12 protein-coding genes are annotated in these 15,514 nt (G+C 36.2%); 10 read left to right on the plus strand and 2 right to left on the minus strand.

Features of this window, described 5'->3' with window-relative positions; translation table 11 throughout:
- The first annotated feature begins 267 nt into the window (after nt 1–267).
- The gene (gene tmk, locus PVV57_RS03835; protein ID WP_273718960.1) at nt 268–927 is read left to right on the plus strand and encodes a dTMP kinase; all 660 of its coding nucleotides are present in this window, start codon (nt 268–270) and stop codon (nt 925–927) included.
- 575 nt (nt 928–1,502) lie between these two features.
- Here tmk and nhaA read toward each other — a convergent pair.
- Together nhaA and PVV57_RS03845 are read right to left on the minus strand one after the other, a co-directional pair.
- Nucleotides 1,503–2,864, minus strand: coding sequence for a Na+/H+ antiporter NhaA (gene nhaA / locus PVV57_RS03840; RefSeq protein ID WP_273718961.1), 1,362 nt, complete (start codon nt 2,862–2,864; stop codon nt 1,503–1,505).
- Nucleotides 2,865–3,013: 149 nt separating this feature from the next.
- Complete coding sequence (locus PVV57_RS03845; protein WP_273718962.1) at nt 3,014–4,720, minus strand: hypothetical protein; 1,707 nt, start codon at nt 4,718–4,720, stop codon at nt 3,014–3,016.
- Nucleotides 4,721–5,074: 354 nt separating this feature from the next.
- Between PVV57_RS03845 and PVV57_RS03850 the strand changes: the two genes are divergently transcribed.
- The 9 genes from PVV57_RS03850 to PVV57_RS03890 all read left to right on the plus strand — a co-directional run bounded on the left by PVV57_RS03850 (nt 5,075) and on the right by PVV57_RS03890 (nt 15,094).
- On the plus strand, nt 5,075–6,847 hold the full coding sequence (locus PVV57_RS03850) for an SLC13 family permease (protein ID WP_273718963.1): 1,773 nt from the start codon (nt 5,075–5,077) through the stop codon (nt 6,845–6,847).
- Nucleotides 6,848–7,439: 592 nt separating this feature from the next.
- A complete protein-coding gene (locus PVV57_RS03855) occupies nt 7,440–8,111 on the plus strand; it encodes a tetratricopeptide repeat protein (RefSeq protein WP_273718964.1) in 672 nt (223 codons plus the stop codon).
- Between the two features lie 4 nt (nt 8,112–8,115).
- On the plus strand, nt 8,116–9,540 hold the full coding sequence (gene der, locus PVV57_RS03860) for a ribosome biogenesis GTPase Der (protein ID WP_273718965.1): 1,425 nt from the start codon (nt 8,116–8,118) through the stop codon (nt 9,538–9,540).
- A gap of 1,823 nt (nt 9,541–11,363) precedes the next feature.
- Nucleotides 11,364–11,798, plus strand: a complete 435-nt coding sequence (locus PVV57_RS03865) for an AtpZ/AtpI family protein (protein ID WP_273718966.1) — start codon at nt 11,364–11,366, stop codon at nt 11,796–11,798.
- A gap of 7 nt (nt 11,799–11,805) precedes the next feature.
- The gene (locus PVV57_RS03870; protein ID WP_273719005.1) at nt 11,806–12,564 is read left to right on the plus strand and encodes a F0F1 ATP synthase subunit A; all 759 of its coding nucleotides are present in this window, start codon (nt 11,806–11,808) and stop codon (nt 12,562–12,564) included.
- Between the two features lie 54 nt (nt 12,565–12,618).
- Nucleotides 12,619–12,849, plus strand: coding sequence for a F0F1 ATP synthase subunit C (locus PVV57_RS03875; RefSeq protein WP_005773968.1), 231 nt, complete (start codon nt 12,619–12,621; stop codon nt 12,847–12,849).
- 129 nt (nt 12,850–12,978) lie between these two features.
- Entirely contained in the window at nt 12,979–13,545 is a 567-nt protein-coding gene (locus PVV57_RS03880; RefSeq protein ID WP_273718967.1) for a F0F1 ATP synthase subunit B, read from the plus strand.
- Between the two features lie 11 nt (nt 13,546–13,556).
- On the plus strand, nt 13,557–14,051 hold the full coding sequence (locus PVV57_RS03885; protein WP_273718968.1) for a F0F1 ATP synthase subunit B: 495 nt from the start codon (nt 13,557–13,559) through the stop codon (nt 14,049–14,051).
- A gap of 860 nt (nt 14,052–14,911) precedes the next feature.
- Nucleotides 14,912–15,094 carry a hypothetical protein gene (locus PVV57_RS03890; protein ID WP_273783509.1) on the plus strand — a complete coding sequence of 61 codons (183 nt, stop codon included), beginning with the start codon at nt 14,912–14,914 and terminating at the stop codon, nt 15,092–15,094.
- Nucleotides 15,095–15,514: the final 420 nt, after the last annotated feature.

The following is a 15,514-nucleotide window of genomic DNA, read 5'->3' on the forward strand; positions in this document are numbered from 1 at the left end:
AAGAAGAATGGCACCATGTATCTGTTATGAAAGGGGGATTTATACTTCAGAGTCAACATTATAGAGCTTACAGAATTTGCTTTTTAGTTGGCTAAAAATTAAAAATGTTATCCTAGCAGTAAATAATTTATAAAAATTTCAAGCTCTCACGCTGAAGGGGAGAATGTTCTTGATATCATACCTCTGATTTCAAGAGATAAAATGCCTTATTTCTAGACAAGAAGATTTTAGATGTAAAATGACGTAAATTATATGAATGGAGAGAAAGTGTATCTTAAGAAAGATATTTATAATTCCATGTGGTCTTCGAAGCAATATGCTGGTTCTTTTGGTGCTCTATGCGGATTTGATGGGAGTGGAAAGACCACTCAAGTACAAGAGATTTCTCGCCATTACTCACAAGAAAAACATATCATACAAACTTTTCAACCCAGTCATTGGTATAGAAATAATCAAGAGGTTAGAGATTATTTAGAGAGTGGAAAATCAATTGATCCATTGCTTTTAGCACTTTTAGCTGCGACAGATAGACGAAAACATACGCTTGAAATTATCGAGCCCTCTTTAACTTCATCGCAAAATTTTATAATTAGCGATCGATATGTTTATTCTAGTCTTGCTTATTTTTACGCTCGAGGGCTTTCACTTGAAAGTGTGATTAAATTGAATCAATTTATCCCAAGACCTTGTATCACATTTTATCTTCATTTGCCGCCTGCTGCTATTATCGAACGATTGCAAAAAAGGGATGGTTTAGCTTTAAAATACGAAGAAAAGCTCTCCTTTATTGAAAAAGTTTATGAAGTCTATCAACTTTTATCAGAAATAGACGAACGATTTATCGTCATTGATGGAACCGCTTCTATTTCTTCAATTCATAATCAAGTACGATACCATATAGACAAGGCTTGTTTTAATGATAAATGAAATACACCCATTTATGAATATTATTGAAAAATTTATCTGTGCTCTATTTTCCTTTATGATCTAGTTTCTATGTGAAATCTAAAATTTTAAAAGTTAGTCCGCGATAATTTAAGAGTTTTGGAAAAATATTACATATCTTAATATGTTAATGAAACGACTGGTAATCATTAAACTGCAGCGCATTTTTTTGAAAAGTTTGGAAGAGAGAAGTTATGCAAAAAGGTTATCAAGTTTCTGTTATGATAATGATATTTTCATTCTCTTGAAATACTCATATGGCGATATAAGAACGACTCGTAGAGATCTGCACAAATATATTTGAGTAGAGAGAATAAGCTAAGAGCGGAGGCGATAATAACAGCAAATCTTTTTGAAGTTGAATATTCTTATCTCTGATCAATGAAACAAAAAACAGTTCTTAATGTTTTTATGGGGACTTTCAAATTTGTTCCTTTAACCAGAAAGAACATAAGATAAAAATACCCTAACAAGAAGATACACCCATTTCAAAAACTGTAGGTAACACCTTGGTTATGCTAAAAGATCAGTCTAACAAAGCAAATGATTGTTTGGTTTTATTCAGAACTATGAGAAATTTCTTTGTTGCGCTTAATATAAATAAATCCATATCCAAGACCGATAAGAGCAGATAAACCAGAACCACAAAGCACCCCAATTTTGGCAGCATCAAGAAGGATAATATCCTTAAAAGCAAGCATTGAAACAAAGATAGACATTGTAAAGCCAATTCCTGCTAAGAATCCAATGAGTAAAATCCCGGCCCATGTCATTTGAGGAGGAAGGCGGCATAGTCCTGATTTCACGGCTAGATAACTAGCAGTGATAATGCCAAGGGGCTTACCAACGAAAAGACCAATGACAACACCAAAAACAATTAAGAATGATTTGCCAGAAGAAAGATCAAAGTTTGCAAAACTAACACCAGCATTTGCAAAGGCAAAAACCGGCATGATACCGTATGCAACCCATGGGTGCAAAGCTTTTTGAACACGTGTTACGGGAGCAATCATGGCCCTTTGCCCTTTACGCATTTTTTTCAATGCAGTTGAAATATGATGGAGATCTGTTTTTGTGTTTTTTTCTTGGAGAATTTGCATAGCGTTGCTGAGCATGGTGAGTGGCGCTACAAGAGTGCGTGTAGGAAAAACGGGCGTCATCATACCTAAGATTACACCAGCAAGTGAGGGATGAACGCCTGTTACCATTAATCCCCACCAGATGATTGCACCAGGTAAAATGTAAAGCCATGCTGATGCAAGCCCGATCCATTGAAAAAAGAGTACCAGAGCAATACCTCCCCCTGCAATCAATAGACCACTAGGATCAATGTTTGTTGAGTAGAAAAAAGCAATAATAAGAACAGCGATAATATCATCAATAATCGCTAATGAGAGAAGAATGACATGAAGATTAGAAGGAATTTTTTTTCCAAGAAGCGCCAGAATACCAAGAGCAAAGGCAATATCTGTTGCTGTTGGCACAGCCCAACCATGGATATGTCCCTCGTTAAAGTTGAAGATGAAATAAATAATCGCAGGAACACAAACGCCGCCTATTGCAGCAACAATTGGTAAGATTGCTTGTTTAAAATCGGCAAGAGCACCTTCATGAATTTCGCGTCGAATTTCCATTCCAGCGACGAGAAAGAAAATAGTCATAAGGGCATCATTAACCCAAAAATGTAAATCCCATGAAAGCGTGAAATGACCCAAATTAAAGCCAAGAGGTGTATGCCAAAAAGATTCATAGAGAGCAGCATATTGAGAATTGGCAAAAATGAGGGCAGAAGCAGCAGCGAGTAAAAGAACAATACCACTAAGAGCTTCAATATGAAGAAAACGCTCGATAGCAGAAAGCGCTTGATTGGTGACACGAGAAGCGCGATTAGGCAAGCGATTTGAAGATAAATCAGACATGAACAACTCCAACTATCGACAATTTTATGATTCTATATTCTCTGTGTATAGTGACTCTATTATGATGTTTTCTGTATCATATAAAAGCAAAAAGAGGAATAAAGTTCTTAATTTATAGACAAGATCATCATGTTTAAAGCACAATATGTTTAAGGCGATGCTTCATTTTTAATAGCGAGGTCTACTTTGTTTAACACCTTGGATAGATCATTTTGTAGAGCAGATTCGAGATCAACCATTGTGAGCCCTTTATTATCTTTTGCTTTAATTTTAATGATCAATGTTTGTGGATTTTTAGCAAATTCACCTAAGGATTTTGAAATTTTTTCTGCTTCGTCATGATTTTTTAGCAGCATTTTTGGGGTTTGCGTCATCATTAAATAGAAATCATCATAGAGTTCCTTTTTAAGATCATGTTGGCTATCATTAAGGCTTTTCGCAAGATAAGAAAAAAGCTTATCAATAAAACCTGCATCTCTATATTGTATATCAATTTCATTGATGCCAATGTTTTGAGAAGCAGCAATCATGACATTTTGTTGACCAGAAAAAAACTTCTCATCAACATCAATAACCTTAGCCGATATGTTCCCAGACCCAACATCTTTCATATCGAAAGACATTGTATCAAGAAGGAGCATATGTTTTTTTTCATCATAAGAAATATCAAGTTTTCCTGAAAAATCGATTTGTTCAAACCCCATCTGTTTAAAGAGTTCTAAGTCTTTTTCATTCATTTTTTTCGGTAAAACCGAAAGGTTATTGAAAGAAAGAAAAAGCTTTTTGGGGATAGGGTGTTTCCACAAGCTTGGTTTAAATTGAAATGATTCGAGAGTTGCTTTCAAGGGCGGAATATCAACGGTGACATTATCAACTTTGGCATCTGCTGAGGTAATGGCGAGCAGTATGTTTAGAAGGAGACCATTTTGTGCTATTTTTTCCGCGACTTTATTCTTCTCTTTTCTTGCATTAAGATAAGCTTTAACCAATTTTTCAGGCGTTTGTTCAAGTGGTTTCATCTTTAGACCAGATGTTTTAAATTGGCCGAGGAAGAAAGAGCTATTTTTTTCTGCTTCTTCAAAAATATCGACACTTATATTGTTCAGAGAAATAGGGCCAGTAACGGTTTTTCCTTGAGTGAGAGCGTTATTTTTTCCGAAAATGATAGAATAGGCATAATTGATGTCGATATCATTGGCTTTTATGCTATCACTTTTAGCCATCAGCTGCATCTGTTTATCACCATTGACTGCGATTGTTTTAAAATCCATATTTTTGATACTAACGGAACGAATATGACCTTTTTTAAAATCAAAAAGCTGAAAATTTTTGACTTCAACTGTTTCTGCTGGTTTGTTTCTATTTTCTACAGAAAGCTGTATATTAGGAGCACTTATTGAGGCAAGCTCAATACGCATCATTGATTGTAAAAGACGTGATGTGATTGTTCTATCTTTGTCTTTTAAGGATACACTTTTAAGAGAAATTTGGGGAATTTTTACATGAATATTATTATGCTTTAAATCAACATTATAAAATGTAAAAGTTCCAGGAATAAAGGAAAGAGGAGGACGAGCAGAAATGGCACCAATTTTAAGTGATGTACCGGCTGGAACGGGGAGTGTAACATTCTTCAAATTGACTGTACCTAGAATGCTGACTTCAGTTTTTTCTGCTTTTATAGCACGACGGGCTATCTCTTGTTTGACAAAACTGTCAAGATAGGGTTTTGCGATATAAAATCCACCCACAATTATAATTGCCAAGATAGCAACAAATCCAATAATGCAAGTGAGCCAATATTTTAGGTGACTTTGATACCCACTATTAAGATTGACCATTCTTTCTTCTTTCATTTTTATCACTCTTTGAATTGAGAGTGAAGATAAACTCTTTTAAGCAACGACAAAGGTTAAAATATAGCGTGTACCAGTTTCAACAGTCATCTACCTTGTATATTAGAGTTATTCTCAGCTTTTTTGCAATATCACTTTATCAACTTTTATCGATTTTCTTTAGATTCAGCACGTTATAGAAAAGCACGCATAATGAAGGAGAGATAAGTTTATGCGCATCATATTTTTTATCACTTTAAGTTATCATAAAATATTCCTATGTCCGCTTTTATCTTGCTGCTGTTTATAAGAATATTTAAAACATATAAAGATATGTTTTTGTTTATTATAATTTAATGGGGAGAGGTGAGTGTTATGACAGAAAATCAAATAATGGCCTTTTTGATCATTGGTCTCATGATGGTTGTTTTTATTTGGGATCGATTTCGTTATGATCTTGTCGCTATTTGTACATTATTAATAGCGTGTGCTCTTGGTCTTGTCAGTCCAAAGGAGGCTTTTAGCGGTTTTAGTAATGATATTGTTATTATCGTGGGAAGTGTGTTTGTTGTCAGTACGGCTGTATCACGTTCTGGTATAATGGAATTTATTATTCAGCGGATATGGCCAGATGTGAAATCGGTGCGTCTTCAATTAGCTTTTTTGGTTCTTTCTGTTGTCGTTTTATCAATGTTTGTTAAAAATATTGGTGCTTTGGCTATCATGCTTCCGATCGCTTTTCAGTTTGCGCGTCGTTCTCAGGTTTCTCCCTCTGTCTTTTTGATGCCCATGGCCTTTGGTTCTTTATTGGGGGGGCTTATGACACAGATAGGGACATCTCCCAATGTTGTTATTTCAGCGATGCAAGAACGTTTAGCAGGAACACCTTTTACGATGTTTGATTTTACACCAGTTGGTGCGGTTATTGCGATGGTTGGTGTTTTATATTTGGTCTTTTTTTATTGGCTTTTGCCTGTACGTGTGCGTTCAGGTGGATCGTTTGATAAAGCCATTGATATTCGTAATTATGTTGCAGAAGTGCATATTCCAATAAATTCACCGATTGTGGGGAAAAGTATTATTGATTTGGTTAAGCCATCAAGTGGTGATGTTATGGTGATTCAAATTATCAGAAACAAAGTATTTATTTCGCCACTACCGGATTTTGTTTTATCTGAAAATGATATTGTTTTGCTGGAAGGGTCACATACAGGAATAGATAGTGTGATGAATTCTGCTCGTTTAGAGTTTTCTAAGGAGCGAACGCTTTCTACAGGGGATAAGGACAGTGATATTGATATTATTGAAGCGGTCATCACGCATAATTCGCCTCTTATTGGCATTAGTGCGAAAGAGTTTTCCCTATTTGATCACTATAATGTCAATTTGCTTGCGTTAAGTCGTCAACATGAGAGGGTGAGGGGAAGACTTAATGATATTATTTTCCATCTTGGAGATGTGATTGTTTTACAAGGACAAGATGCGGTTATTCCAAATTTATTAAGGGAATTGAAATGTCTACCCCTAGCAAAACGAAATATTGTGTTTGGAAATTTACGACATGGTTTTATATCTTTAGCCATTTTATTTATAGCCATTATTTTTACAGCTTTTCATATTGTTCCAGTGGCTTTTTCTTTCTTTTCTGCAGCCGCTGCAATGGTTATCTTTCGCGTTTTGCCTGCGCGTGATCTGTATCAGGCATTAGATGGCCCAATATTAGTCCTCTTAGCGGCTCTTATTCCAGTGAGTGAAGCCTTAGAGAGAACGGGATGTACGGATCTCATTGGTCAATGGCTGAGCCAACTGGCAATATTTTTCCCGCCATCTGGTGCTTTAGCACTGATGTTGGTGACAGCCATGTTGGTCACGCCATTTTTGAATAATGCAGCAACGGTTATGATGGTTGCACCCATCGCGTCAAGTTTTGCTCATTCTCTTCATTATAAGCCTGAAGCTTTTTTGATGGCTGTTGCAATTGGTGCGGGGTGTGAGTTTCTTACACCTATTGGACATCAAAGCAATATGCTCGTGATGGCGCCAGGAGGATATCGTTTTAGTGATTATCCACGTTTGGGGGCTCCATTGGCGGTGTTGATCGTTATTGTTGCTGTTCCCATGCTTATGTGGGTTTGGCCATTACAATAGGATATTTTTAGAAGCTTTAAGGATCGATTACAAAAGGTCGTTAATCGTATGAAGATTAAGTTGAAGGGATACACTTTGTATAAAAATTTTTACTTGAAACTTAGGGGAGAGCATTCTTTTAATAACGCTCCAGTGTTTTTTCTGTGGGGTGCAAATTTGTTTATTTGGTTTTAGAGGGGGAGAGAGAAGTTTAGCTATCGTTTTTTGTAAAAAGTTTGTGTGTTTAATGCCATTCTACAATTGAAGACAAGGAACCATTTGTTTTTAAGGGCTTTAAAAGATTGTCTTTGGTATACATTGAATTAAGAAAGAATGGTTAACATTATCGACAAGCATCTATATATTAAGGTCGTGATCTTTTTTATAAATTCAAATTATATAAAACAAATTATATAAAAATTGTCATGTTAAGCAAAAGGATATTTGCGTCGTTTTTAATTGATACAGTTGCAAAAGACTAATCAATTGGGATACATATTGCTTTGAAATGAATAAACAGAGCAACTTAAAGCTTTTTCTTTAATGAGGACTACCATCTTTGTCCATTTATGCGTAAAAGTGTAGAAAGTAAATTTTTTACAAGGTATGTTATATGTCGTATGATAGTTTTATTGCTGAAGTTAATGCAGAATTTCGCCAAGAAAAAGCACTTGCTTTTTGGAGACGTTATGGTTTTTCAATTATTGGGGCAGCTCTTCTTTTCATTCTCACGATAATTATTTATCAAATTTATCATCATGCGCAAATAAAGAAAGCCAGCCATATTGGTGATGCATTTGTAAAAAGCCTTAATTTTGCGGATACACGTCATTTTGATAAGGCGATAAAGCAATTGGAGAATGTTAAAGACTCTCATTTTGGAGGATATCCTTTTCTTGCCCGTTTGCGGGAGGCTTCTTTACGCATGGAGCAAGGTGATCTTATCAAGTCGGTAGAGATCTTTGATTCTGTTGCAGCAGATGAGAAAGCACCGCAGATTTTGCGAAAGGTTGCAAAAATTCGAGCCGCCTATATTTTGGTTGATACAGGGACTTTGGATGATGTCAAAAAGCGCGTCGAAGATATGGCAAGTGATATTGATCCTATGCGTATGTCCGCACGAGAGGCTTTGGGCTTAGCTGCTTATAAAGCAGGGAAGATTGATGAGGCCGTTGACTATTTTCAGAAAATTTCTGCAGAAGGGACGCTGAGATCAAAAGTGACAGATCGGGCTCGAATGATGCTTGAGCTTATGCAAGCTGAGGGCAAGGCAAATAAGGAATAAATCGATGAGCCTTACCATTGCTATCGTTGGTCGTCCCAATGTTGGGAAATCGACACTTTTTAATCGTTTGGTTGGGCAAAAATTGGCTTTGGTTGATGATAAGCCGGGTGTAACACGTGATCGGCGTATTCATGCGGCAAAACTTCAAGATCTACGTTTTGATGTGATTGATACGGCTGGGCTGGAAGAAGCAGGAGATCATACACTTGAGGGGCGTATGCGTTCTCATACAAAAGCTGCGATTGATGAAGCAGATCTTATTTTCTTCGTATTTGATGCAAAGAGCGGAATAACACCGAGTGATTTAAATTTTGCTTCACTGGTTCGCAAATCAGGAAAACCGATTGTACTCGTTGCTAATAAGTCTGAGTCAAAAGCGGCAACAGGGGGAGAGTATGAGGCATGGTCATTAGGTTTGGGAGAGCCGTGCCCAATATCGGCTGAACATGGTTTGGGACTTAGCGATCTTCGTGATGCCATTATAGACGCTGTTGGGTCAGAGCGCGCTTTTGGCAACAACAAAGAAGAAGATATGACGATACAGCCTGCATCTGTTGGTAATGATATAGAAGATTTGCAAGAAGAGGGGCTTATTTACGATGAAAGTAAGCCTATTCGGATTGCCATTGCCGGGCGTCCCAATACAGGAAAATCCACTCTTATCAATAGTATGTTGAAGCAAGATCGGTTGTTAACAGGACCAGAAGCAGGGTTGACACGCGATTCTATTTCTGTCGATTGGGAATGGCGTGGTCGTCATATTAAACTATTTGATACTGCAGGTTTACGTCGAAAATCGAAAATTCAAGAGAAATTAGAAAAGTTATCGGTTGCAGATACTTTGCGTGCTATTCGTTTTGCTGAAGTGGTGGTCATTGTTTTTGATGCAACGATGTCTTTTGAAAAGCAGGATTTACAAATTGCGGATCTTGTGATTCGTGAAGGGCGTGTCCCAGTTATTGCTTTCAATAAGTGGGACCTTATTGAAAATAGTCAGGCCACATTGATTGATTTGCATGAAAAATGTGCGCGATTTCTTCCTCAAGTTCGTGGTTTGAGGGCTGTTCCTTTATCGGGACAATATGGTCAAGGGATTGATAAACTCATGGAAAATATCATGATCATGCACCGTGTATGGAATCGCCGTATTTCCACGGCTAAATTGAACCAATGGCTTGAAACTGTTGTGGCACATCATCCACCACCTGCGATTTCGGGACGTCGACTTAAGGTTAAATATATCACACAGGTGAAAACACGTCCCCCTGGATTTATGATTTCTTGCTCACGTCCCAAAGTCATGCCTCAGTCCTATTTGCGTTATCTTGTCAATGGATTACGTGAAACATTTGATATGTCTGGTATACCAGTGCGCCTATCATTACGAGCTTCTGATAATCCTTTTGCGACACGCTCTCAAAAGAAATGATTAAAAGTGAATGAAATCTATAGAACCTTAAAAATAAGCTGTTGCATGATTTGTCGTGTTCTAAATATCGAAAATGAAATGATAACTTCAACAGACAATCATCTCCTTTTTTATAAAAGAAAAAAATTTTTATTTTCTAAAGTCTTGATTCATCAATAATCATTTATCATGAGTGCTATAGAGCTTTCTCATTTTATTTTCTCTTGATAAAGATTCTCTATGCGCATGTTATGAGAAGAATTTAATGGGGAGTATTTAAGAAAGAGCACACAATCCTTTTAAGAGTGTATTTTAATGCAAAAATAAATGCAATCTGAGGGGAGGGAAATATAATGATGATGCTCATTTGAAAAGAAGCATTAAATTATCTTTTCATAAAAATAGACGGTATTCATAAGCGCTTTTGCTTGCGATAGTTTTTCTAAATAAAAAGCAAAAATATCTGCGGAATCTAATAATATTCAATTGCAAAGGGTGAGATTCAAAAAGTGGATTAAAATTGTATAAAGCGGTATAGCGGTCGTATTCAAGTTTTATTGAGCTCTATTTAAAATTGTAAATTTATTATATCTCGTACTTAAAGAAAAATCTCTTTGTGCTTCTATAAGCCTATTTCACGATGGTGTCTGTAAATAGAGGATAACGTAAAATACCTTGCAAGTGGAATCATATACAACCCGTTGAGAATTTTCAGTTAAACAAAAAGTACAAGTTTACTTGAATAAAAGCCACAAGCTAATGCGTTCATATTATTTTCAGCTTTCAAGGGTGTATCAATTCTATTTGTACCAATTCTCGTTTTGAAAGAGAGCATAAAAAGCAATTTTTCAACCGTTTTTAAGCACACATAAACCCTTCTTGTGATATACAAAAACAGTTTTGATGACTTCAATATGAATACGCAAGAATATCTTATCAGAGTTCTTTTTAAAGGTGAAAATTATAAATTATCCTTATAAATAAATACGTTGCGCTAAAATAACGCAAAAAAAACTAATAGCTTCCATTTCCCTTAACGCATGATGGGTAAAGCCTACGCGATTGATTCACATTCAGTGAATATGTGTTTAGTATATTATTGTTACCAAGAATAAGACATCAGTTATGTTTGTGCTATCTTATCAAAGTGTTACACGATATATTTTGTATGTTTTGGGTAGATGAATTTACATACGTTCAGAATATTTAAATGATATGAGGAAAAATATGATTTTGACGGAAAACAAGACAGCATTCCATTTGTTTGCAAGCTAGAATGATGATGTGCAAGTGTGTTAATGTTTAGTGTTATTAATTTAATAATAGTTTGATTTATAATAATAAATTATCACTTTTTATATTGAATTAAGAACACAAAATATCGTACGCTTCTTTATATTTCAAACATGTTCATATTGAATTAATTAAAATGGTGTCCTTGCCATCACAAGTCGGATTGATGTCTGAGTAAAAACGATTAAAGAAAAGTCTTTTATGCGTTCTTTCAAGACGAGGACTGTTGCAACATTGGAGTTAACAAAGTGTATAAGGGTGCCAGCTTGTTTCTTCATAAGCATAAAGATGGAGAACTTAAAAGTTTTATATTATTTACGGAAGCTTTTATGTATTCTTGGGTGATGTTGTGGAATTGGTTTAGGGGCTTTAAGAAATATCTTTTAAAAAAATCATGTGAATTGAAAAATAGGTTACTTATGCGATAAAATTTATACGATAATTTGTGATAGATTTCTTTTAGTGTCTTGACGAATAAATTCGGGAACAATATGATGCACACGGTTTTATGAGATGCATTTTTACTTTGCTTTTTGATAAAGGAGCCGATGATGGCGATGGGCGAAAAACCCGTTACAAGCCGCAAGGAGGCTGAAGAAAAAAAGCAAAGAGGGTGTTTTCATTCAGAGGATTTGGAATGTCGTAGTAAAAACTTAAGCGTAGCTTTAGGACGTAAGCAAGCGTTAAGGAAGCGGGAGCATAAGGATAGGCGGAAAAAATCACAAGGAAGGATAGCGGATGCGATTAAGCTTTCCAGTGAGTTTCTAGCAAGTGTTATTGTTGGTGTTGTTTTGGGGGTGGGGTTTGATAAGTTAGCAGGTTCATGGCCGTGGGGATTGGTGTTCTTTCTCTTTCTTGGATTTGCTGCTGGTGTATTGAGTATTCTTCGGTCTGTGGGATATGTTTCCTCCAGTCAATTAGGACAAAAAGGCGTATTGCGCCAAGATGAACAAAATAAAGGGGCCCATGAGAGGTCCGATAAATGAGGTTGAAGTGACAGCGCACGCTCCAGATCCTATTCATCAGTTTGAGGTTTCACGGCTGATTAAGATTTCCATAGGAAATATGGATTTATCATTTACAAATGTATCATTGTTTACAGTCGTTACGGTTGTTATAACCTCCGTTTTTCTCTTTATTTCATCATCAAGTCGTGGATTAGTTCCAACGAGGATGCAATCTCTTTCAGAAATGGCCTATGAGTTTGTAGCGTCGACTCTGCGGGAATCATCTGGTGTGCGGGGAATGCAGTTTTTCCCTTTAGTTTTTTCTCTGTTTACTTTTATTTTGGTTGCTAACTTTATTGGTCTTTTCCCCTATTTTTATACGGTGACCTCTCAGATCATGATCACGTTTTCGTTGGCAATGGTGGTTATTTTAACGGTGATTGGTTATGGCTTTTATAAGCATGGGGTCAGTTTTTTGAAACTGTTCGTTCCCAGTGGGGTTCCTGTGGTAGTTTTGCCTCTAGTGACAATGATTGAGATTATTTCTTTTCTCTCTCGCCCCATCAGTCTTTCTCTTCGTCTTTTTGCGAATATGCTTGCTGGTCATATTACGCTCAAAGTGTTTGCTGGGTTTGTTGTTTCAATGATTGGGGTAGGAATCGTAGGCGTTGGTGGTTCGATTTTGCCCCTTATTATGACTGTAGCGATTACGGCTCTTGAGTTTTTGGTTGCATTTCTTCAGGCTTACGTCTTTACAGTTTTAACTTGTATGTATCTTAATGATGCAATTCATCCAGGACATTAATAGAATTGGCGGTTTTCCGTCGAATAGTGCAATTTCGCTTTAAAGGAGAATAATATGGAAATGGTGCTTGCAGCAAAATATATTGGTGCTGGTCTTGCTTGCTTTGGTATGGCTGGAACAGCTTTAGGGCTTGGTAATATTTTTGGGAGCTATCTTTCTGGTGCATTACGTAATCCATCAGCAGCAGATAGTCAGTTTGGACGTCTCGTCTTTGGTTTTGCTGTGACAGAGGCTTTGGGTATTTTTTCATTGCTCATTGCTTTATTACTTCTTTTTGGGGTTTAATCATCATCAGAAGGGTATGTTTGTTCTCGCTATGAGGAAAGATTTACCCTTTTAGCTCTCAATTAAGAAAAATGTTCGTCAATTATCATCGGGGATAGAGGGCTTAAGCTATTTAAAGGATGAAAGAAGATGTTTGTTTCCAGCGCTTATGCACAGAACACTGAAACGTCGATAGAACATATCAAAAAAGTGGCAGAGCATGCAAATCGTGTGTTTCCGCCTTTTGATTTTGTTCATTTTAGTTCGCATTTTTTCTGGTTGGCAATTTCTTTCGGACTTTTTTATCTGTTTATCTCTCGTGTGATTGCGCCGCGTATTGGTGGTGTTATTGAAACACGTCGAGATCGAATTGCATCTGATTTAGATCAAGCAATGCGCATGAAGCAGGAAGCAGACACTGTTGTTGAAACTTATGAGCGGGAATTAGCAGAAGCACGTTTGAAAGCTCATACTATAGCACAAGCAGCTGGTGAAAAATTAAAAGAAAAGGCTGAACTTGAACGGCAGGAAATTGAAGAGCGTTTAGAGAAAAAACTTGCAGATGCTGAAAAACAGATAGCAAAAATTCGGGATAAAGCGATGCAAAATGTTGGTTCTATCGCTGAAGAAGTCGCCCTTGAAATTGTGAAAAAATTAATTGATGTTGATATCAGCAAAGAGGTTGTTCATTCAGTTGTGAAAACTGCGGATTATTGAGGAAGACAAAGATGAGTGATACTTTTTGGGCTTTTGTTGGATTAGTTCTTTTTTTAGCTCTTTTAGTCTATTTCCAAATTCCACAGAAGGTTATACACCATCTTGATGCACGCGCAAAGCGTATCAAAGATGAGTTGGATGAGGCTCTGCGTCTTCGTGAAGAGGCACAGGAAATATTAGCTGAATATCAACGCAAACACGCGGAAGCAGAAAAAGATGCGCAAGAAATTATTGCAGCAGCAAAGCATGAAGTTGAATCTGTTATTGCTGAGGCGCGTACAAAAGCAGAAGAATATGTAAAAAACCGCAATAAATTGGCAGAGCAAAAAATCGCTCAGGCAGAAGCGGATGCAATACGCATGGTTTCTGCATCGGCTATCGATTTGGCAATTTCTACGGCACGTATTCTTATCGCAAAGGAATTAGATTCTAACGGGGCAGATGAACTCGTTAAAGAAACTCTTTCGAAAGAATCATTGAGCAAAATGAAAACACATCTTAATTAATGGTGTTTTAGAGATAAGAAACTGCTTCTTTAGGTGCATAATTTTTTCATTATTGAATGCTTTAATCTATTATGTCGTGATGCTAGTTTTGAATTGGTTATGCATTGAGTTTAGAGAGCACTATTCCCTAGCTTAGATTCGTTTTTTGATTCTATTCATAAAGATTATAATGAGGAGTGCTATTGTCTTTATTTTTATGAAGCGATAAGCGAGTAGCGTTATTGTGTTATCAGTTAAGATATTACGCCCATTTTGTATTGAACAACTGCTTTTATATTTAGCGGTTTTATGAAAAGCACCTCTCTCATTTTTTAAGAATTCTTTTTATCAGTTTTTTATCTCTCTTATCTATCGCCATCATCTGAAGACGGTTATCACTCATGATGGAAGAGTTTAAAGTAAGAGATTTTTTTCTATATTCTCATTGAATATGCGAAAACGATAAGTTGGTTATTATAAATCAATAATTTTGCTTTTTGATGATTTATTCAATTTTTTGACAAGTCATTACAAAGTATCATTTTCACTGGAGATTCTATAATTTTTTAAAAGTTATCTCAAAACTCACAGAGAAATGTTTTTAAATGGAAGTACGCTCTTTATAAAAAAACAGAGTATTTTAATATGCAATATATTGATTTATATAACTAATTTATCGTTGTTCAATTTGGATTAGAATCCTGAATACCGTAAGATTTTCTCATTTCAAATCTGTTTTATATTGAATCAATCAAAATCATTTTCTTACACGTGACAAGCGGGGGTGGTTTGTGGGAAAAAATTCTACAAGAAAGAATACTCTCTTATGAATCGTCTCAAAAGCTAAGGGTTATCGGTAGCATTTGGGGAAGGCAAAGTGTGTGACGGAGCTCGATCTCTCCTTTATAAGCGGTAAAGATGGTGGTACTCAATGGCTTTATCACAATACCATTCATGGGTTTTGTTGTGAAAAGGGCTTGGGGGGCTTAAGAAATTTTTCTTTAAAAAAGCCAATGAATGCGCAATCCAATGGCATTTTGTCTTACAGAATACCTATGTGCTAAACATTTATATACTTGTTTTTAAAAGATATTTTCCAACATATACTCTTCCTTTATTTTACGACGATATCTGTGAAAAGTAGCACCTCCCCGTAAAGTGTATAAAATCTACTGAGCGTAACCATCTTTTTGTTTTAATAAAAATTCAGATCAATAGCATTTATATTACTTGGCCAATTCTCCTAATTTTGCAACAGCACTTGGCTCCGTTCATGAGGAGCGTTTTGACTATTGTCTTCAATATGTTACCAACAAACTACTCCTGCTTGTCACGTGCAAGAATATGATTTTGATTGATGCAATAAGAGAGAAGGGACTTATGATAAGAAAATATTACGATATAAAGTGTCATTGACGATAAAAATTCTACTGCTTTTTAAAGTGAGGTCAAATCTCACGGGAAACTTCTTTTTAAGATTTTGG

This window comes from Bartonella sp. AU15XJBT (assembly GCF_028618615.1).
In the GTDB taxonomy this organism is placed as follows: Bacteria; Pseudomonadota; Alphaproteobacteria; order Rhizobiales; family Rhizobiaceae; genus Bartonella.